This is a genomic window from Pseudomonas sp. LBUM1666 (assembly GCF_059695775.1).
Genome location: NZ_CP166789.1, coordinates 4190478 through 4211156, shown reverse-complemented (window position 1 = coordinate 4211156; position 20679 = coordinate 4190478). Strand labels below are relative to the sequence as shown.

Genomic DNA, 20679 nt, shown 5'->3' with positions numbered 1-20679 from the left:
GAAGCCTGGCCGATGCCTATATAATCCCCGCCTTTCGTGGAGAACAGACCTTTATGCCAACGTCCTTTCTAGAAATTGTCGAGTTACCAGACGGCCGTATCGAGCTGCGCAGGGCTGAGGACGAGGGTTCTCTGGTTACTTTGGATTTCTCCGAGGATGCCAAAGCGTTCCTGCAGGGCCAGCACGTGGAAGTCGCCAAGGCGATGTTGAGCGTCGGCGTTCAGATGGCCGGACGCTTGGTTGAAGGCGAATTCAATACGGACGAGGGGGCTCGGGTTCTGCATTGATCCCGCCCGTCGGTTTTTTTGCTGATATCGCTACAGGTTGGCTTCTCTATCCTTGGAGAAGCCCCGCGCTGTTCAACGCGCGCATTGTTTGTCAGTTAACCCAATCGAATATTCAGGCTTTGTGCGTCCCCGATCCGGGCGGCGCTGATCAACTGTTGCCGTGAGGTTGTGCTCAAGGGGTTGAGCCAGCTGACCACCGTGTGGCTGCGGCCCAGGCGCAAGGCCTCGCAGGTCAACTGCTGAGCGCTCTGAGTGCCGCGCGGTTGCAGCAGCAGGATGCGTTCGCGATTAAGGCCGGCGTCCCGCAACCAGGCCTGGGTCAGGCTGGCGGGCGGAGCGATCAGCGTCAGCCAGCGCGCGTCCTGGTCCTGACTCAGTTCCCTGAGAATCGGCGCAAGAAGGTTTAGGCAGTTCCCGGCTGCACCACGCAGCGACAGCTCACTGAAGACTTCTGGCTCGGCGCTCCAGGGTGACTCGACCACGTCTTTCAGGATCGGCGCCAATGGCTGCACCATGAAAGCCTCGAACAACGGCAGTTGGGCTTGCTGTGATGTGTGTGGGAACTGCATAAAGCCTCCTTTAGCGGCGAATGACGCCGACACTCAAGCCTTCGATCACCAGTTCCTGATCTTTCAGGTTCACTTCGATAGGGGCGAATTCAGGGTTTTCGGCAATCAACCAGACCTTGCTACCATCGCGCTTGAAACGCTTGACGGTCACTTCGTCGCCGATCCGCGCTACTACGATCTGGCCGTTGCGAGCTTCGCGGGTGGTGTGCACTGCCAGCAGGTCACCGTCAAAAATGCCCACATCCTTCATGCTCATGCCATGAACCCGAAGTAGATAGTCGGCGCGAGGATGGAAGAACGACGGGTTGATGTTGCAAGACTCTTCGATGTGCTGCTGGGCGAGGATCGGAGCACCGGCAGCCACTCGGCCAATGATCGGCAGGGTCGACTCGTCGGCCTTGGCTTCGAAGCCGGGGATGCGAATACCACGGGAAGCACCGGGCGTCATCTCGATCGCGCCCTTGCGGGCCAGCGCCTTGAGGTGTTCTTCCGCCGCATTGGGCGACTTGAAACCCAGTTCCTGAGCGATTTCCGCACGGGTTGGCGGGTAGCCGTTGTCTTCGAGGCAACGTTTGATGAAGGCCAGAATCTCTGCTTGGCGTGGCGTCAGCTTTAGCATATTGATCGCTCTGTCTTTTTATACAGTGACTGGGATTATATACAGTGAAACGGTCTTGGCAATGCCCCTTTTTTTGTCGACCGCCAGACGGTCGATCAGCCTGCTGATTCACGCTTGAGAGTTGTATGGTTAAATAGCTGACCGACCATTCCCAAAACGAACGGCCAGGCTTGACAAGACACAGGCTGAAACGTATGTTTCAAACAAGTGTTTGTCAGGCGGAGTAGCCATGGCCCAGTCGGAAACCGTTGAACGCATTCTTGATGCTGCCGAGCAATTGTTCGCGGAAAAAGGTTTCGCTGAAACCTCATTGCGTCTGATCACCAGCAAGGCCGGTGTCAATCTGGCGGCGGTGAACTATCACTTCGGTTCGAAGAAGGCGCTGATCCAGGCAGTTTTCTCGCGCTTTCTCGGGCCGTTCTGCTTAAGCCTTGATAAAGAGCTGGAGCGGCGTCAGGCCAAGCCGGAGAACAGGCCGACACTTGAAGAGCTGCTGGAAATCCTCGTCGAGCAAGCCCTGGTGGTGCAGCCACGCAGCGGCAACGATCTGTCGATTTTCATGCGTTTGCTGGGTCTGGCTTTCAGTCAGAGCCAAGGGCACTTGCGGCGTTATCTGGAAGACATGTACGGCAAGGTGTTCCGCCGCTATATGATGTTGGTCAACGAAGCTGCACCGCGTATTCCGCCGATTGAGCTGTTCTGGCGTGTGCACTTCATGCTCGGCGCCGCTGCGTTCAGCATGTCCGGTATCAAGGCCCTGCGCGCAATTGCCGAGACCGACTTCGGCGTCAACACGTCCATTGAGCAAGTAATGCGTCTGATGGTGCCGTTCCTGGCAGCAGGCATGCGCGCCGAAACCGGTGTGACCGACGCAGCCATGGCCACCGCGCAGTTGCGTCCGCGCAGCAAATCAACCCCGGTTGCCGCCAAGGTTTAACCGCACATGGGTGGGCGCGGCAGCTGACATCCGCTAAGCTAGCCGCCCATGCCGACTCTCGTTCTGAACCCGCTCCCCATTTGTATCGCCGACCTGCCGGGCATAGCCCATGGCGGCGATTTCGTGCGAGCCGGGTTTATCGTTATCAAGGAATCTCTATGACTGCTGGCCTGCAAGGCTCGTTGATGGTGGACGTCGCCGGTACCTGGCTGACGGCTGAAGATCGCCAACTGTTGCGCCAACCCGAAGTGGGCGGCCTGATCATTTTTGCTCGCAATATCGAACACCCGCGTCAGGTGCGCGAGTTGAGCGCCTCTATCCGCGCCATTCGCCCCGATCTGCTGCTGGCAGTCGACCAAGAGGGTGGCCGGGTTCAGCGTTTGCGTCAGGGCTTCGTACGACTGCCAGCCATGCGCGCCATCGCTGACAATCCGAATGCCGAGTACCTGGCCGAGCAGTGCGGCTGGATCATGGCGACTGAAGTGCTGGCTGTCGGCCTCGATCTGAGTTTCGCTCCGGTGCTGGACCTCGACTTCCAGCGCAGCGCCGTGGTCGGCACCCGATCATTCGAAGGTGATCCCGAGCGTGCAGCGTTGCTGGCGGGTGCCTTCATTCGCGGCATGAACAGCGCCGGCATGGCCGCCACCGGCAAGCACTTTCCCGGTCACGGCTGGGCCGAGGCCGATTCCCACGTTGCGATACCTGTTGATGAGCGCAGTCTCGACGAAATCCGCGCCAATGACCTGGTGCCGTTCGCCCGACTGAGCAAGCAATTGGCTGCGGTCATGCCGGCCCACGTTATCTATCCGCAAGTCGATTCCCAACCCGCCGGCTTCTCCCGCCGCTGGTTGCAGGACATCCTGCGTGGCGAGCTGCAATTCGACGGCGTGATCTTCAGCGATGACCTGTCCATGGCCGGCGCCCACGTGGTCGGCGATGCTGCCAGCCGTATCGAAGCGGCGCTGACGGCCGGTTGCGACATGGGCCTGGTGTGCAACGATCGCGCGGCCGCTGAACTGGCCCTGAGCGCCGCCCAGCGTCTGAAGGTCAAGCCGTCCGAGCGCATCGCGCGGATGCGCGGCCAGTCGTACGCCAACATCGAATACCGTCAGCATCCGCGCTGGCTGACAGCCGTCGGTGCGCTCAAAGAAGCTCAACTGATTGGTTAGGGGCTTTTCGTTATGACGGTTTACGCGATTATCGGTGGCACCGGCCTGACTCAACTCGAAGGCTTGAGCATTCATCAGTCTCTGGCGGTGGACACGCCGTACGGCGCGCCTTCGGCCGAGGTGCAGATCGGTGAGTACGCCGGCAAGGAAGTGCTGTTTCTTGCGCGCCACGGTCATCCTCACCGTTTTCCGCCGCATCAGGTGAACTACCGCGCCAACCTCTGGGCGCTGAAACAGGCTGGCGCCGAAGCGATTCTCGCGGTCAATGCCGTGGGTGGGATTCATGCTGTGATGGACACCGGATATTTCTGCGTACCGCATCAATTGATCGACTACACCAGTGGTCGCGAACACACCTATTTCGCCGATAATCTCGAACAGGTTACCCACATCGATTTCAGCTATCCCTACAGCGAAGCCCTGCGTCAGCAGCTAATCGCGGCATTGGCGGCTGAAGGCGTTGGTTTTGCCAGTCAAGGCGTGTACGCCTGCACTCAGGGGCCACGTCTGGAAACCGTCGCTGAAATCGCCAGACTGGAGCGCGACGGATGCGACATCGTCGGCATGACCGGAATGCCGGAAGCGGCGTTGGCTCGCGAGTTGGAACTGGATTACGCCTGTCTGGCACTGGTAGTAAACCCGGCAGCGGGCAAGTCCACGTCGGTGATCACCATGGCCGAGATCGAGAACGCGCTGCATGACGGGATGGGCAAGGTGAAGTCGACGTTGGCGCGGGTGCTTAAAGGCTGAGCAGTCGTCACTCCGAGTTGACCCCATCGTCGGAACGCCGCCCGGAGCAAGCTCGCTCCCACAGGTACAGCGATAACCCTCTGGGAGCGAGCTTGCTCGCGATGACGATTTAATAGTCGCCGCTATTTTTCCAACTTATCCGGCAACGGCGCAAACAACGCTTCAATATCATCACTCTGCAACTTCCAGTCCCCGGTCTTGCGCCCATCCAGCACGCCAGCCGCCAAGTCGGATTTTTCCTTCTGCAGATGCTGAATCTTCTCTTCCACCGTGCCCCTGGCAATCATCTTGTAGACGAACACCGGCTTCTCCTGACCAATGCGATACGCCCGGTCAGTGGCCTGATTTTCCGTCGCCGGATTCCACCACGGATCGTAGTGAATCACCGTGTCGGCTTCGGTCAGGTTCAGGCCGACGCCACCCGCCTTCAGGCTGATCAGAAAGATCTGACGCTTGCCGCTCTGGAAGTCTTTGACCGGTGCGCGGCGGTCGCGGGTCTGCCCGGTCAGCAGCGCATAATCGACTCCGCGTTTTTTCAGCTCATCTTCAATCAACGACAGCATTGAAGTGAACTGCGAGAACAGCAGGATCCGCCGACCTTCATCGAACAATTCCTCAAGCATTTCCATCAGGCTGTCGAGCTTGCCCGACGTGCTGCCGCGAGTGGGTAGGGCGGCATCGTTGACCAGGCGCAAATCGCAGCAGACCTGACGCAGCTTCAGCAGCGCTTCAAGAATGATGATCTGGCTGCGCGCCACGCCCTTGCGGGTGATCTCGTCGCGGACTTTTTTGTCCATCGCCAGGCGCATGGTTTCGTACACATCGCGCTGGGCTTCATTGAGCTCGACCCAATGGATGATTTCGGTTTTCGGCGGCAGCTCGGTCGCCACTTGTTCCTTGGTTCGACGTAGCAGGAACGGTTTTATCCGACCGTTGAGGTGCTGAAGTCGCACTTCGCTGGCGCGCTTTTCGATCGGCACGCGGTAATCGCGGTTAAAGCTTTTCACGTCACCCAGCCAGCCGGGCAGCAGGAAGTGAAACAGCGACCACAGCTCACCCAGGTGGTTTTCCAGCGGCGTGCCGCTCAGGCACAGACGCTGACGGGCATTCAATTCGCGGGCAGCGTGGGCGGCCTTGCTGTTGGGGTTTTTGATGTATTGCGCCTCGTCCAGAACCAACACGTGCAAAGGCTGCGCGGCGAGACGTTCGACGTCCTTGGGCAGCAGCGCATAGGTGGTCAGGATCAGGTCGTAATCGGCCAGCGTGTCGAAATGCTTTTTGCGACTGGCACCGTACAGCGCCAGCACTTTGAGTTGCGGTGTGAAGTGCGCCGCTTCATCCAGCCAGTTGGGGATCAGGCTGGTGGGCATCACCACCATGCACGGCCGATCGAGGCGTCCGGCGTTCTTCTCACTGAGAATGTGCGCCAGGGTCTGTAGGGTTTTGCCCAGACCCATGTCGTCCGCGAGAATCCCGCCGACTTCCAGTTGTCGCAACGACTGCATCCAGCTCAAGCCTTCCAGCTGATAGGGGCGCAAGGTCGCGTTCAGACCTTCCGGTGCGGTCGCAGTGAAGTCCTTGATGTCCCGCAGCCGTTGGGCGAAGGTGCGAATTTGCTCGCCACCCTCCCAGAGCAACGGCAGGTCTTCCAGCGGATTCAGTCGCGTGGCATCGGCTTTGCTCAGGCGCAGCGTCGTTTCGCCGGGCCCTTGCAGGTAGAACTCGCCGAGGGTCGCCAGTACCGGTTTCAATCGGCCGAAGGGCAGGGCGACTTGCAGCGGGCCGTACTCGGAGTTCGGGCGATTGGGAATGTTCACCAGGATCAACTCGTCGTCGCGACGTCGTGCAAGGCGTTCCGGGTTGAGGATCTCGGTGTGAGAGCGCATCAGGTTCAGCAGGATCGGCAGCAGACTCAGCCGTTCGCCGTTGACGATGATTCCCAGTTCCAGATCGAACCAGTCACGCTCCGGTGCCTGTTCTACGGTGGCGTACCAATCGTCCACGGCAGTCAGGTCGAAACCGAATTCTTCGTCGATCTGCAACTCCCAACCCTGGGTACGCAGCTTCGGCAGTTCATTGAGGGTGAAGGTCAGCCAGGCGCTGTCGTTGACCATCTCGAAAAGCTCGCCGGCACTTTCCGGCAAGGCTTTGCTTTGCCGGGTGGCGACCTTGAAGCCGAGGATTCGTAGCTGTTCCCTGTAGGTCTGTTCGACTTCCGGGCGGCGTTTTATCCGTAACGTTTGCGTCTCCTGACGAATCAGAATGTCGGCGTTCTTCTGCCCGGAAACGTATTCATCCAGATAGCTGAATGACAACGCCGCGCGATGCTGAATGTAACGCTGCATCTTGCCATTGCGCGGTTCGAAGGCGCTGAACTCGATGCTCGCCAGCCACAAGCGCGGCACCGGTTGCACGTTATCCACCAGCACTTGCGGCGCCTTCGGGCTACGGTTTTCCAGTACGGCTTGAAGTTTCTCGAGTAGCTCGGCGTCTTGCGCTGCGGCTGGGTAGGCCAGGGTTTCCTGCACTTTCAGTAACACCGCTGCGCAGTGTTTGCAGTTGCTGTGGACCGGGCAGGTGCAGGTGGCGTCAATCATCAGCAACGTGGCTTTGGCTGACTCGCGCAGGCGAATGGTCTGACGGTAAACGTTTCCGCCAGAGCCCTCGCAGGCGGCAATGATCGTGGCGTCGCCAGCCTCGACGATCCTGACGCGGTTCTCCAAAGCGTAGCGACGGCCACGCTCCAGGCTCTGTTCCTTGAATCGGCTGACCCAGGAAGGTGCCAGGGGTTTGCTCAGGGTCGCTGACATAAGGACTCAATCAGTCCGGAATTTCATCGGGGACTGGCCGAGGCGCAGGGGCAGTCAGCGAGGTGATCTTGATCAGCAGGCCGAGGTGGCCATTGTCGAGGAAGTTCAGCTGGCCGTTCTTGGTGTGGCTTTCCTGCTTCATACGTTCGCTGGCGGTGACCATGCCGTTGGCGTCGATCTGGTTGACCCAGAAATCTGCATCCACATCGGTGAACCGTCCCAGTTTCATGCTCAGCGTGCCCTCGATCGGGAACTGGCCGAACTGTTCTTTGCCCTCGCTGATCGCAACTTTGCTGGCTTCTTCGCCAAGGTTCTGTTGCCAGGCCTTGTGCAGCAACACCGTGTATTCATTGCTGGCGGTGAGTTTTTCCACTTCAGCATTGAGGCTCGGTGTGCGCAGGCTGTCGGGGCTGATGGGCTGAGCTCCGGCCGCCCAGTCTTCCGGCGCGGCGCGGCTGACGATTGCGGGCACGGCGTTTTGGCGGACCAGAATCATTTCAATCTGATACAGGTCATCGGCAAATGCCGTAGGGGCGACCAAGGTTATCAACAAGGTCAGTAAGCGAAACAGGCGCATGCGGCGTCCTTCAAGCAGTTTTCGGAATGAGGTGCTCAAACAGCGCCTCTACAGTATTAAAGCGCTCTTCCGGGCGCTCCATCGGCACCTGGAATTTAAACATCGTGGCGCCTTCGAATTTGTAGCGTTTGGGCTGGCTCTGGATCAGCTTGATCAGCGTCAGCGGGTCGACCGGGGTTTGCGTCGCGAACTCGATTCGGCCACCTTGCGGGCCGCCGTCGACTTTCTTGATGCCCAGTAGCTCGGCCTGCAATTTCAGCGCGGTAATGCGCATCAGGTTCTTGGTCGGTTCCGGCAACAGACCGAAACGATCGATCATCTCCACCTGCAAGTCCTTGAGGCCTTCCTCGTCGGTGGCCGAGGCGATGCGTTTGTAGAGGATCAGTCGGGCGTGCACGTCCGGCAGATAGTCCTCGGGAATCAACGCCGGTACGCGCAGATTGACTTCCGGACCACCGCCGAGCGGTTGATCGAGGTTCGGTTGTTCGCCCTTGCGGATCGACTTCACCGCGCGCTCGAGCATCTCCATGTACAGCGTGAAACCGACGGCCTGGATCTGCCCGCTCTGCCCGTCGCCGAGCAGTTCGCCGGCGCCACGGATTTCCAGGTCGTTGGTGGCGAGCACGAAGCCCGCACCGAGGTCCTGTGTATTGGCGATCGCTTCCAGACGTTTTTCGGCGTCAGGCGTGATTTGCTGGCGCGGCGGCGTCAGCAAATAAGCATAAGCCTGGTGGTGACTGCGACCGACCCGGCCGCGCAACTGGTGCAGCTGTGCCAGGCCGAACTTGTCGGCACGCTCGATGATGATGGTGTTGGCGCTCGGCACGTCAATGCCGGTCTCGATGATGGTCGAGGCGATCAGCACGTTGAAGCGCTTGTGGTAGAAGTCGCTCATCACTTGTTCGAGATCGCGCTCGCGCATCTGCCCGTGGCCGATGCCGATCCGTGCTTCCGGCACCAGTTCGGCGAGGTCGGCGGCGCATTTCTCGATGGTCTTCACGTCGTTGTGCAGGTAGTAGACCTGACCGCCACGCAACAGCTCACGGAGCAAGGCCTCTTTGACCGTGCTCTTGTTCTGTTCCATGACGAAAGTCCGTACCGACAGGCGGCGGGCCGGCGGCGTGGCGATGATCGACAGGTCGCGCATGCCCGACACCGCCATGTTCAGCGTGCGTGGAATCGGCGTGGCGGTAAGCGTGAGAATGTCGACTTCGCTGCGCAGGGCCTTGAGCTGCTCCTTCTGACGGACACCAAAACGGTGTTCTTCGTCGATGATCACCAGCCCGAGGTTTTTGATCTTCACGTCGTCTTGCAGCAGCTTGTGCGTGCCGATGACGATGTCGATCTTGCCTTCGGCGAGGTCCGCGACCGCGGCGTTGACTTCCTTGGTCGACTTGAAGCGGCTCATTACTTCCACGCTCACCGGCCAGTCGGCGAAGCGGTCGCGGAAGCTGTTGTAATGCTGCTGGGCGAGGAGGGTGGTCGGCACCAGGATCGCCACCTGACGACCGCCGTGTACCGCGATGAACGCCGCGCGCATGGCCACTTCGGTCTTGCCGAAGCCCACATCGCCGCAGACCAGGCGGTCCATCGGCTTCGGTGCGAGCATGTCGGCGCGCACTGCATCGATGGTGGTTTGCTGGTCCGGGGTTTCTTCGAACGGGAAACCGGCGCTGAACGTCGCGTAATCGGCTTTCGGGTCTTCGAACGCATAACCTTCGCGAGCGGCGCGGCGGGCATAGATGTCGAGCAACTCGGCGGCCACATCGCGTACTTGTTCGGCAGCTTTGCGTTTGGCTTTCTGCCAGGTCTCGGAGCCTAGGCGGTGCAGCGGGGCCAGGGCATCGTCGCTGCCGGTGTATCGGGCGATCAGATGCAGGTTGGCCACCGGCACGTAAAGCTTGGCGTTTTCGGCGTATTCGAGGGTCAGGAATTCGGCGGCCTGACTATCAATTTCCAGAATCGTCAGCCCGAGATAGCGACCGACGCCGTGATCGATATGCACCACCGGCGCGCCTTCGCGCAGTTCGGTGAGGTTTTTGATCACGGCATCGTTGTTGGCGTCGGCGCGTTTCTCGCGGCGACGGCGCTGCATCACGCGCTGACCGAACAACGGACTTTCGGCGACCAGGGCCAAGGCCGGGTCGTCAAGCACCAGGCCTTCGTCGAGCGGCGCGATGGTGATTGCCAGGCGCTCCTTGCTCGCGACGAAGTCCGGCCAGCTGTCGACGGTTTTCGGTCGCAGCTTCAGGCGTTCCAGCAACTCCAGCAACACTTCACGACGGCCCGCGGATTCGGCGGTAAACAGCACGCGACCGGGGAACTCGTCGAGGAAACCCGCAAGCGCCGCCAACGGTTGGGTGGCCTTGGCTTCGATGGCCAGGTTCGGCAGCTCCCGAGCGGGGAAGCGCTCGCGGCCGACGCCGGTTTCCACGTCCTGTTGACTGGCGACTACGCGCGGCCAGTTCTTCAGCCGAGCGAAGCAATCTTCCACCGGCAGGAACAACTCGGCGGGCGGCAATAAAGGACGGGCCGGATCGACGCGGCGCTCTTCATAGCGATTGCGCACGTCGTTCCAGAAGTTTTCCGCCGCCTGCTCGATGCCGGGCAGTGAGAACACTTGCGTGTCCTGCGGCAGGTAGTCGAACAGCGTGGAGGTTTCGTCGAAGAACAGCGGCAGGTAGTACTCGATACCCGCCGGTGTAATCCCGCTGCTCAAGTCCTGGAAGATCGGGCAGCGACGGAAGTCGACATCGAAACGCTCACGGAAGCGCGCCTTGAAGCGGGTGACCGCATCCTTTTGCAGCGGAAACTCTCTCGCTGGCAGAAGGCGAACCGTTTCAACCTTGTCGATGGAACGCTGGTTTTCCGGATCGAAGGTACGAAGGGTCTCGATTTCGTCGTCGAACAGGTCGATGCGGAAAGGCAGTTTGCTGCCCATCGGGAACAGATCGATCAGCGAGCCGCGTACGGTAAATTCGCCGTGCTCATACACCGTATCGACGTAGCGATAGCCGCTGGCCTCAAGCCGGGTGCGCATTTGCTCGACATCGAGCTTCTGACCGATGTCCAGCACCAGGCTGCTGCCGAGCAGGAATTTGGTCGGTGCCAGGCGATGCAGGGCCGTCGTGATCGGCACGACCAGAACGCCATGACTCAGCTCCGGCAATCGATACAGCGCGGAGATTCGCTGGGAAATAATGTCCTGGTGCGGCGAAAACAAATCGTAGGGCAGGGTTTCCCAGTCCGGGAAATGCAGCACCGGCAAATCCGGGGCGAAGAAACTCAGCTCCTGTTCCAGCCGTTCGGCACTTTGGCTGTCGGCGGTCAGTAGCAGGGTAAAGCGCTTGGCAGCGCTGGCGGCCTCGGCAATTGCCAGGCTCAGGGCGGCACCGGGCAGGTTGCCCCAGTGCTGTTTACCTGCCGCGGCAGGGAGAAGCGGTAGACGCAGAACGGGCACGGAAGGTTGAGCTCCAAGCGTTGCGACAAAGTCGGTAATTGTAGCGGTCCCGGGTGCCGCCTGTCAGTTGCAGATGTGTCTATTACGCAGGTTGGGCGAAATGTAGTGGTAAAGACAAAATCGGCCCGTTTTTTAGTAAAAAAGACTGAATATGTAGTGGCAAAACGACTGAGTGTTACGGAGGGTTACAGACAAGACAGCGGTGTCTCCAAAAAAATGACTGAGCTGCAGGCCCCGGTTTCATTGGGCTTGAGCTGTGCGTTATTTTTTTGAAGAGGATTTTGTTACTGGCTACGCGACAGGCGCGCATTGCTACGGGAGGCACTCGGCGGCATAATGTAGCCCCTTTTTTCTGCCCCTACATGTGGAAGGTTCCCGTGACTCAGAAGCCCGACCAGTGTCTTGGTGAATGGATCGACCGTGAAGCACTCGCAGAAGCGATGATTCCGCTTATCGGTCAGCTCTACCGCAATAACAACGTGGTGAGCTCGATCTATGGCCGCAGTCTGATCAACCAGTCTGTCATCGCGATTCTCAAAGCTCACCGCTTTGCTCGCCATCGCCAGTCCGATGACAGCGAATTGTCCGTCCACGAAACATTCCCGCTGCTCAAGGCAATGAGCGAACTCAAGCTCGGCGCTGCTTCGGTAGATCTGGGCAAGCTGGCTGTCAAATTCAAAGCCGAAGGTAATGGCCGTACCGCCGAAGCGTTCGTCCGTGACGAACTGGCCGATGTGGTCGGCAAGCAGAATGGTTCCGGCCGTACCGGCACCGACGTTGTCCTGTATGGCTTCGGTCGTATCGGTCGTCTGCTGGCGCGCATCCTGATCGAGAAAACCGGTGGTGGCGACGGCCTGCGTCTGCGCGCCATCGTTGTCCGCAAGGGCGCCGAGAACGATCTGGTCAAGCGTGCCAGCCTGCTGCGTCGCGACTCGGTGCACGGTTCCTTCAATGGCACCATCACCATTGATGAAGCCAACAACACCATCACCGCCAACGGCAACCTGATCCAGGTTATCTACGCGAAGAACCCGACTGAAGTGGACTACACCCAGTACGGCATCAAAAATGCGCTGCTGGTGGACAACACCGGTGTATGGCGTGACGCCGACGGCTTGGGCCAGCACCTGGCCTGCCCGGGTATCGACCGCGTTGTTCTGACCGCACCTGGCAAAGGCAAGCTGAAGAACATCGTTCACGGTATCAACCACGGTGAAATCACTGCTGACGACAAGATCGTGTCCGCCGCTTCCTGCACCACCAACGCCATCGTGCCGGTGCTGAAAGCTGTGAATGACAAGTTCGGCATCATCAACGGTCACGTCGAAACTGTTCACTCGTACACCAACGACCAGAACCTGATCGACAACTTCCACAAGGGTGATCGCCGTGGCCGTAGCGCCGCACTGAACATGGTTATCACGGAGACCGGTGCTGCCACCGCTGCTGCCAAGGCGCTGCCTGAGTTGGCCGGCAAGCTGACCGGTAACGCGATCCGCGTTCCGACGCCGAACGTGTCGATGGCCATTCTCAACCTGAACCTTGAGAAAGCCGCCACCCGTGAAGAGATGAACGAGTACCTGCGCTACATGGCGCTGCACTCCGATCTGCACAAGCAAATCGACTATGTCAATTCGCAGGAAGTGGTTTCCACCGACTTCGTTGGCTCGCGCCACGCAGGCGTTGTGGACGCTGAAGCGACCATCGTTCAGGACAACCGCGTTGTTCTGTACGTCTGGTACGACAACGAGTTCGGTTACAGCTGCCAGGTAGTCCGCGTGATGGAAGACATGGCCGGTGTAAACCCGCCAGCGTTCCCGCGCTAAGCCTTAGCCGCACATGAAAACGCCCCGACTTTGGTCGGGGCGTTTTTGTTTGTGTGCGATTTGCCGGTTGGAGGTGTGTTGTCTGGGCCGGCCTCTTCGCGAGCAAGCTCGCTCCCACATTTGATCTGCGGCGCACGCAAATCCAATGTGGGAGCGGGCTTGCTCGCGAAAGCGATCTCTCAGGCGCCGCCGACCACCGCCGCTTGCGCCGTCCGCAATTCATGACGGTTGCCGCGGAACAACGCCAATGTTGCGATCAATCCCAGTACCGCCGCACCGCTGAGCCAGATTCCTGGTGCAGCCTTGTTATCCAGCACATGAATCAGGTACGTACAGGCTGCCGGTGTAAACCCGCCGAAGGTTGCTGTCGCCAGGCTGTAGGCCAAAGAGAATCCAGTCGTACGAACTTCCACCGGCATTATCTCGGTCAGCGCCACAACCATGGCGCCGTTATACGAGCCATACAGGAACGACAGCCACAACTCGACGATCAGCAAGTGGCTGAAGCTCGGGTTTGCTACCAGCCACGACAGGGCGGGGTAGGCGGTGAGGATCGCCAGAATCGTCGCCGCCAGCAGCAAGGGTTTGCGTCCGATCCTGTCGGACACAGCCCCCATGACCGGCAGCCAGAAGAAGTTCGACAGGCCAATGCACACGGTCACCAGCAACGTATCCAGATCCGACAGATGCAGTTCGGCTTTGCCGAAGGTCGGGGTGTAGGCGGTGATCAGATAGAACGACACAGTGGTCATCACCACCAACGCCATGCCGGCGAGGACGATGCCGAAGTTCTGACCAATCGAGCGGACGATGTCTTGCAGGGTAGGGCGGTGCTTACGCGCCTGGAATTCCGGGGTTTCTTCCAGCGAGCGACGAATCACGAAGATCACCGGCACGATCATGCAGCCGATCAGGAATGGCACGCGCCAGCCCCAGTCACCCATTTGTTCCGGGCTGAGCCAATGGTTCAAACCCACGCCGAGCAGGCCGGCGAATACCACCGCAGCTTGCTGACTGGCGGACTGCCAACTGACAAAGAAGCCTTTGCGACCCGGGGTGGAAATCTCGGCGAGGTAGACCGACACACCGCCCAGTTCCACGCCGGCCGAGAAACCTTGCAGCAGGCGACCGAACAGTACGATCAGCGGCGCCGCAACGCCCAACGTGGCGTAACCCGGCACGCAGGCAATCAACACAGTACCGGCAGCCATCATCGCCAAGGTGATGATCAGGCCTTTGCGTCGACCGTGACGGTCGATATAGGCGCCGAGGAAAATCGCCCCCAATGGGCGCATCAGGAAGCCGGCACCGAAGGTGGCCAGCGATAACATCAGGGAAGCGAAAGCGCTGTCGGCCGGGAAGAAGGTTTTAGCAATGGCCGTGGCGTAAAAGCCGTAGACCATAAAGTCGAACATCTCCAGGAAGTTTCCGCTGACGACGCGAAAAATTGCTTTGCCGTTGCTCGTATTGGAAGACATTTGTAGGTACTCACGCTGGTAAATCTTGTTTGAAAACGTTGCGCCTGTGGGGGCGGGAAGGTTCGCTCCCACAGGCTTTGCGTTTGACTGACGGGCGCTGGCAGACCTCGCTCTCATGCGCTCTGAGGCCCATAATGGCGGGCGCGGTTTTGAGGGGAGATGAAGATTTGTTAACTGGACGGTGGAGTGGACTTGTGGTGCTGGCCGGCATTTTGTCCGGTTGTGGCAACGGCGACAGCCTGGAACGCTTCGACGGCCCGACCATGGGCAGTCGTTATTCCATTCAATACGTAAGACATTCCTCCACGCCCGGGCCGAAAGCGGTGCAGGCCGAAGTAGAAAATATCCTCGCCGAAGTGGATCGACAATTCTCGACCTATCGCAGTGACTCGGACACCGTACGCTTCAACGCACTGCCGGCCGGTCGCTGTCAGGTCATGCCTGGCCCTGTGCTCGAATTGATCCGTGTGGGCGAGCAGTTGTCATCCCAAAGCGACGGCTCCTTCGACTTGACGGTGGAGCCGCTGCTCAACCTGTGGGGATTCGGGCCCCAGTCCCGGAAAGAAAAAGTGCCGACCGCCGACGCCTTGGCCCTGACGCGACAGCGCGTTGGATATGGTCACTTACGTATCGACGGCGAGCGGTTGTGTAAAGATGCCCCGGTGGAAGTCGACTTCAACAGTCTCGCCGCTGGCTATGCTGTCGACCGGATCGCCGGGAGGCTCGAGGCCTTGGGCATCGACAGTTACCTCGCCGAAGCCACCGGTGAACTCAAGGCTGCCGGCAAAAAACTCGACGGCTCACCGTGGCGCATCGCCCTGGAAGAACCCCGCAACGACCAGCAAGTGGCCGAGCGCATCATCGCCGTCGACGGCTATGGCGTTTCCACTTCCGGCGACTACCGCAACTATTTCGAGCAGGACGGTCGGCGTTATTCCCACACCTTCGATGCCCGCACCGGGGCGCCGGTCCTACACACCCTGGCGTCAGTCACGGTGATTCATCCTTCAGCGTTGATGGCCGATGGCTTATCAACCCTGTTGCTGATTCTGGGTCCCGAAAGGGGTTGGGACTATGCCGAAACGCATGACATCGGTGCATTCTTTGTGATTCGTGCCGATACAGGATTCGTCACACGAACCACGCAGGCTTTTGAACGCCTGAGTGGCGGAAAAACCGAGTGATCACGGCGATTCAAGCAGCAAAGACTGGCGTTGTAGTGCAGGCAAAACTAGCCTACGACGCGACCAAGGGTTAATGTGCGCGGCGTTGACGCTTATATAGACTGTGTCCGGGTTCTGCACTGGCCCCAAATTGTTCCTTCACGCCGCAGATCGGCGTGATTTAGCCGCAGGTGCCGAGGGCGCCGCGGCCTGTTCTGAGGAGTATGCATGGCTGTCTACAACTACGACGTGGTGGTGCTGGGTTCCGGCCCGGCGGGAGAAGGCGCGGCAATGAACGCCGCCAAAGCAGGGCGCAAGGTGGCGATGGTCGATAGCCGTCGCCAGGTCGGCGGCAACTGCACTCACCTGGGCACCATCCCGTCCAAGGCACTGCGTCACTCGGTCCGGCAGATCATGCAGTTCAACACCAACCCGATGTTCCGGGCCATTGGTGAGCCACGCTGGTTCTCGTTCCCGGACGTGTTGAAAAGCGCCGAAAAAGTCATCTCCAAACAAGTCGCTTCGCGCACTGGCTACTACGCCCGTAACCGCGTCGACGTGTTCTTCGGCACCGGCAGCTTCGCTGACGAGCAAACCATTGAAGTGGTCTGCGCCAACGGCGTGGTTGAAAAACTGGTGGCCAAGCACATCATCATCGCCACCGGCTCGCGCCCGTATCGTCCGGCGGACATCGATTTCCACCACCCGCGTATCTACGATAGCGACACCATCCTCAGCCTCGGCCACACCCCGCGCAAACTCATCGTTTACGGCGCTGGCGTGATCGGTTGCGAATACGCCTCGATCTTCAGCGGTCTGGGTGTACTGGTTGAGCTGGTGGATAACCGCGGTCAGTTGCTGAGCTTCCTCGACTCGGAAATTTCCCAGGCCCTGAGCTATCACTTCAGCAACAACAACATCACGGTTCGCCACAACGAAGACTACGACCGCGTCGAAGGCGTGGACAACGGCGTGATCCTGCACCTCAAATCCGGCAAGAAGATCAAGGCCGACGCCTTGCTCTGGTGTAACGGTCGTACCGGCAACACCGATCAGTTGGGTCTGGAAAACATCGGCGTGAAGGTCAACAGCCGTGGTCAGATCGAAGTGGACGAGGCCTACCGTACCTGCAAGCCGAACATCTACGGCGCCGGTGACGTGATTGGTTGGCCGAGCCTGGCCAGTGCTGCTCACGACCAGGGGCGTTCGGCCGCTGGCAGCATCGTTGACAACCATAGCTGGCGCTTCGTCAACGACGTGCCGACCGGCATCTACACCATTCCGGAGATCAGCTCGATCGGCAAGAACGAGCAGGAGCTGACTCAGGCCAAGGTGCCGTACGAAGTGGGCAAGGCGTTCTTCAAGAGCATGGCGCGTGCACAGATCGCCGGCGAGCCTCAGGGCATGCTGAAGATTCTGTTCCACCGCGAAACCCTGGAAGTGCTGGGCGTTCACTGCTTCGGTTATCAGGCGTCGGAGATCGTTCACATCGGTCAGGCGATCATGAACCAGCCGGGCGAACTGAACACGCTGAAGTACTTCGTCAACACGACGTTCAACTACCCGACCATGGCCGAAGCCTATCGGGTAGCGGCGTACGATGGCCTCAACCGGCTTTTTTGAGTGGCTCCGGCCGGTGGCCTGAGCCGGCCGGGGAGACCGATTTCAGCAATTCTCGAGCGTGGCGCTGGCCAAACCGGGAAAGTCTGTAATCAGGCTGTCAACGCCGAAGTCGGCGAGTCTGCGCATTAGCGCGGGCTCGTTGACTGTCCATACCGACACATGCAGCCCCTGACGCTGCGCCTTCTGCAGGCGTTCCGGCGTACACAGGGTCCAGTTCAGCGCCAGAATCTCACAACCATAGCTTTGCGCGACCTTCAACGGGTCGAGCCAGGCGTACTCGGCCACCAATCCGCGGGACACATCCGGCACGAAGTCCAGCGCAGCTTTCAATACTTCCCGCGAACTCGAGGTGATCGTGACCTTGTCGAGCAAGCCGAAACGCTGAGCCATTTCGCGAATCGCCAGCACGGTAGTCGCAGCGCGGGTGCGTGAAGCGCTTTTGACTTCCAGTTGCCAGTGCTCGAAATCGCATTTCTCGAACAGTTCTTCCAGTGTTGGAATCGGGCACGGTTTGATCCAGCCCGGGCCGCTAGTGCGCGCGTCGTAGGTCACCAACTCGGCCGCCGTGTGTTCGACGACTTTGCCGCGACGGTCGGTGGTGCGCTTGAGTGTCGGGTCGTGGATGACCATCAACTCGCCGTCCATGGACAGGTGCAGGTCCAGTTCGCAGCGGCGCACGCCGTGCTTGAGGCATTGCTGAAAACTGGTCAGCGTATTTTCCGGTGCTTCGCCCTTGGCGCCGCGATGGCCGTAGATGAGAGTCACGGTTCTTCCTTAAATTAAATGCCTGATTCGTTTTGTTCGCGGGCCAGGCGTCGTTCCTGGGCCTGCTTCTGCAAAATGTAGCGGGCCAGTAATTGTCGCTGGGCATCGGTCGGGTATTCGAACTCGGTGCCGACGTCGTAGCCGTCGCCTTTACGATCGCAATGGGTGACGCGAGCCCGCAACAACAGTCCGAGGGCTTGCGGCATTAGCACCAGTTTGACCGACAGGTGTGCGCCCTCGGCAATGGGCGTCGGATGCTGGAAATCGATCCCGCCTTCGGAAATGATCACCGACTGCGGCTCGCCGATCTGTCCGAGCACGGTGATTGCGATCACCTGGCTCAGCAAATCGATGCGTTTATTCTGGGATTTCAGGAACGCCGCGAGGTTACGGTCGCGCTCACTGATCTGGCGCAGCAGGTGTTGCGACTCGAATTCGCTCAGGTGCAGTTCGCTGAGCAAGTTGAACAGTGGGGAAGCATCCTGCAACACTTCCTGGCCTGCGGCTTCGGGAGCGGACAGGGGCCGAATTTCCAGTGCGATCGTGTCCTCGATACGGTAGTATTCGCGGCGATCTTCTTCATCTAATGTCGACATGGCGAACCCATGGTAGCGGCGGTGGTCTGAGTGTAAAGCTGGTTATCGACCCCCGCCACAAGGACGTTCCTTTTCCCTCCGAACAAGCCCCGACATGTTCAGACCTCTCTTCGTATTTATTGGCACGCGTTATACCCGTGCAAAGCGTCGCAATCATTTTGTGTCGTTCATTTCCCTGACTTCAATGATCGGACTCGCCCTCGGCGTGGTCGTGATGATCGTGGTGCTGTCGGTCATGAACGGCTTCGATCATGAGATGCGCACCCGCGTGCTGGGCATGGTGCCCCACGCGACCATCGAGTCCGGTGAACCGATCAGCGACTGGCAAAGCCTGGCCGCCAAGGTCAAGCAGAACCCGCAGGTGACGGCCGTTGCGCCGTTTACCCAGATGCAGGGCTTGCTGACCAACAACGGCAAGGTCTCCAAAGTCCTGCTCAATGCCATCGACCCTGCGCTGGAACGCCAGGTCTCGATCATTGATAACTTCATGCAGCAGGGCAAACTCGACGATCTCACGCCGGGCAGTTTTGGCATCGTTATCGGCGACAAGGCTGCCGCCAAGCTCGGCGCGGCCATCGGCGACAAGCTGACGTTCGTGGCGCCGGAAGTCACCGTCACCCCGGCCGGGATGTTCCCACGCATGAAACGCTTTACTGTGGTCGGCATCTTTCATGTCGGCGCCGGTGAGATCGACGGCTATCTGGGCGTGACCAACCTGCAGGATCTGGCAAAGTTGCATCGCTGGAAACCGGATCAGGTCCAGGGCATCCGTCTGAAGTTCGACGACCTGTTCCAGGCCCCGCGCACGGCGTGGAATATCGCCCAGCAACTCGGCGAAGACCATTTCTATGCCCGGGACTGGACGCGCACCCACGGCAATCTGTATCAGGCGATCCGCATGGAAAAAGCCATGATCGGCCTGCTGTTGCTGCTGATCGTCGCCGTCGCCGCGTTCAATATCATTTCCACGCTGGTGATGGTGGTGAACGACAAGAAAGGCGACATCGCGATTCTGCGTACCCTCGGCTCCACGCCGGGGCAGATCATGGCGATCTTCATGGTCCAGGGCACGGTCATTGGCGTGATCGGTACGCTGATCGGCGCCGTGGTCGGGATCTTCGCCGCACTGAACGTCAGCGCCGCGATCTCGGCGCTCGAAGGGCTGATCGGGCACAAATTCCTCAACGCCGACGTGTACTTCATTGATTACCTGCCGTCGCAAGTGCAGAGCCAGGATGTGTTGATGGTCTGCGCCGCCGCGTTGGTCCTGAGTTTCCTCGCCACCCTGTATCCAGCCTGGCGTGCCGCGCGCACCCAGCCTGCGGAGGCGCTACGTTATGAGTGAGTTGGGCATGAGTGATAAAGCAATCTTGAGCTGCCGCGACCTGGGCAAATCCTACGAGGAAGGCCCGGAATCGGTAGAAGTTCTGGCCGGTCTGCAACTGGAGTTGCATCCGGGTGAGCGCGTGGCGATTGTCGGCACCTCGGGTTCGGGCAAAAGCACTTTGCTCAACCTGCTGGGCGGCCTCGATACGCCGACCAAGGGCAGCGTCTGGCTGGCCGGTGAAGAGCTGTCGGCGCTGAACGAAAAGGCTCGCGGTTTGCTGCGCAATCGGTCGCTGGGTTTCGTTTACCAGTTCCACCACTTGCTGCCTGAGTTCACCGCGCTGGAAAACGTCTGCATGCCGCTGCTGATCGGTAAAACCTCAATCCCTGAAGCACGTCAGCGTGCGACGGCATTGCTGGAGCGGGTAGGGCTGGGCCATCGCCTGGAACACAAACCTTCCGAATTGTCCGGTGGTGAGCGTCAGCGTGTGGCCATCGCCCGCGCCCTGGTGAACAAGCCTGGCCTGGTGATGCTCGACGAGCCGACTGGCAACCTCGATTCCCACACCGCCCAGGGCATTCAGGATTTGATGCTGGAACTCAGCACCTCGATGCGCACGGCGTTCCTGGTGGTGACTCACGACATGAACCTGGCTCGCCAGATGGATCGCGTCCTGCATTTGCAGGAAGGTTGCCTGACACCCATCTGATTGGCCGAAACCCG

General features: G+C 59.6%; 17 protein-coding genes. 9 read left to right on the top strand and 8 right to left on the bottom strand.

Annotation, left to right across the window (positions count from 1 at the left end):
• Positions 1–53 precede the first annotated feature (53 nt).
• Positions 54–287, top strand: a complete 234-nt coding sequence (locus ACA056_RS19350) for a hypothetical protein (RefSeq protein WP_497266988.1) — start codon at positions 54–56, stop codon at positions 285–287.
• A gap of 95 nt (positions 288–382) precedes the next feature.
• Here the strand turns inward: ACA056_RS19350 and sulA are convergent, their stop codons facing one another.
• On the bottom strand, positions 383–856 hold the full coding sequence (gene sulA, locus ACA056_RS19345) for an SOS-induced cell division inhibitor SulA (RefSeq protein WP_008151409.1): 474 nt from the start codon (positions 854–856) through the stop codon (positions 383–385).
• Between the two features lie 10 nt (positions 857–866).
• A complete protein-coding gene (gene lexA, locus ACA056_RS19340) occupies positions 867–1475 on the bottom strand; it encodes a transcriptional repressor LexA (RefSeq protein WP_007933171.1) in 609 nt (202 codons plus the stop codon).
• A gap of 229 nt (positions 1476–1704) precedes the next feature.
• Between lexA and ACA056_RS19335 the strand changes: the two genes are divergently transcribed.
• The 3 genes from ACA056_RS19335 (at position 1705) to ACA056_RS19325 (ending at position 4331) form a co-directional block, all read left to right on the top strand.
• On the top strand, positions 1705–2412 hold the full coding sequence (locus ACA056_RS19335) for a TetR/AcrR family transcriptional regulator (protein WP_497266986.1): 708 nt from the start codon (positions 1705–1707) through the stop codon (positions 2410–2412).
• A 170-nt stretch (positions 2413–2582) separates the two neighbouring features.
• The gene (gene nagZ / locus ACA056_RS19330) at positions 2583–3581 is read left to right on the top strand and encodes a beta-N-acetylhexosaminidase (protein WP_497273569.1); all 999 of its coding nucleotides are present in this window, start codon (positions 2583–2585) and stop codon (positions 3579–3581) included.
• 12 nt (positions 3582–3593) lie between these two features.
• Positions 3594–4331, top strand: a complete 738-nt coding sequence (locus ACA056_RS19325) for an S-methyl-5'-thioinosine phosphorylase (RefSeq protein ID WP_497266984.1) — start codon at positions 3594–3596, stop codon at positions 4329–4331.
• Positions 4332–4453: 122 nt separating this feature from the next.
• On the opposite strand, the gene ACA056_RS19320 is transcribed toward ACA056_RS19325, so the two are convergent.
• From ACA056_RS19320 to mfd, 3 genes are read right to left on the bottom strand one after another with little or no spacing between them, the layout of a single operon-like run.
• A complete protein-coding gene (locus ACA056_RS19320; protein WP_497266982.1) occupies positions 4454–7141 on the bottom strand; it encodes a DEAD/DEAH box helicase in 2688 nt (895 codons plus the stop codon).
• 10 nt (positions 7142–7151) lie between these two features.
• Positions 7152–7718 carry a CsiV family protein gene (locus tag ACA056_RS19315; RefSeq protein WP_497266980.1) on the bottom strand — a complete coding sequence of 189 codons (567 nt, stop codon included), beginning with the start codon at positions 7716–7718 and terminating at the stop codon, positions 7152–7154.
• Between the two features lie 10 nt (positions 7719–7728).
• Positions 7729–11178 carry a transcription-repair coupling factor gene (gene mfd, locus ACA056_RS19310; protein ID WP_497266978.1) on the bottom strand — a complete coding sequence of 1150 codons (3450 nt, stop codon included), beginning with the start codon at positions 11176–11178 and terminating at the stop codon, positions 7729–7731.
• A 362-nt stretch (positions 11179–11540) separates the two neighbouring features.
• On the opposite strand from mfd, the gene ACA056_RS19305 reads away from it, so the two are divergent.
• A complete protein-coding gene (locus tag ACA056_RS19305) occupies positions 11541–13004 on the top strand; it encodes a glyceraldehyde-3-phosphate dehydrogenase (protein ID WP_095052060.1) in 1464 nt (487 codons plus the stop codon).
• 179 nt (positions 13005–13183) lie between these two features.
• Here ACA056_RS19305 and ACA056_RS19300 read toward each other — a convergent pair whose 3' ends face one another.
• The gene (locus ACA056_RS19300) at positions 13184–14482 is read right to left on the bottom strand and encodes an MFS transporter (protein ID WP_497266976.1); all 1299 of its coding nucleotides are present in this window, start codon (positions 14480–14482) and stop codon (positions 13184–13186) included.
• 134 nt (positions 14483–14616) lie between these two features.
• On the opposite strand from ACA056_RS19300, the gene ACA056_RS19295 reads away from it, so the two are divergent.
• Together ACA056_RS19295 and sthA are read left to right on the top strand one after the other, a co-directional pair.
• Positions 14617–15666 carry an FAD:protein FMN transferase gene (locus ACA056_RS19295; protein ID WP_497266974.1) on the top strand — a complete coding sequence of 350 codons (1050 nt, stop codon included), beginning with the start codon at positions 14617–14619 and terminating at the stop codon, positions 15664–15666.
• 207 nt (positions 15667–15873) lie between these two features.
• Positions 15874–17268, top strand: a complete 1395-nt coding sequence (sthA, locus tag ACA056_RS19290; protein WP_347804296.1) for a Si-specific NAD(P)(+) transhydrogenase — start codon at positions 15874–15876, stop codon at positions 17266–17268.
• A 42-nt stretch (positions 17269–17310) separates the two neighbouring features.
• Here sthA and ACA056_RS19285 read toward each other — a convergent pair whose 3' ends face one another.
• Both ACA056_RS19285 and ACA056_RS19280 read right to left on the bottom strand, forming a co-directional pair.
• On the bottom strand, positions 17311–18033 hold the full coding sequence (locus ACA056_RS19285) for a glycerophosphodiester phosphodiesterase (RefSeq protein ID WP_095128741.1): 723 nt from the start codon (positions 18031–18033) through the stop codon (positions 17311–17313).
• 14 nt (positions 18034–18047) lie between these two features.
• Positions 18048–18629 (bottom strand): PilZ domain-containing protein, encoded by a 582-nt coding sequence (locus ACA056_RS19280; RefSeq protein ID WP_497266971.1) that lies wholly within the window; start codon positions 18627–18629, stop codon positions 18048–18050.
• 94 nt (positions 18630–18723) lie between these two features.
• Here ACA056_RS19280 and ACA056_RS19275 point away from each other — a divergent pair, with 94 nt between their 5' ends.
• Both ACA056_RS19275 and lolD read left to right on the top strand, forming a co-directional pair.
• Positions 18724–19974: a lipoprotein-releasing ABC transporter permease subunit gene (locus ACA056_RS19275; RefSeq protein ID WP_109629005.1), complete on the top strand. Its 1251-nt coding sequence runs from the start codon at positions 18724–18726 to the stop codon at positions 19972–19974.
• A 7-nt stretch (positions 19975–19981) separates the two neighbouring features.
• A complete protein-coding gene (gene lolD, locus ACA056_RS19270; RefSeq protein WP_497266969.1) occupies positions 19982–20665 on the top strand; it encodes a lipoprotein-releasing ABC transporter ATP-binding protein LolD in 684 nt (227 codons plus the stop codon).
• Positions 20666–20679 lie beyond the last annotated feature (14 nt).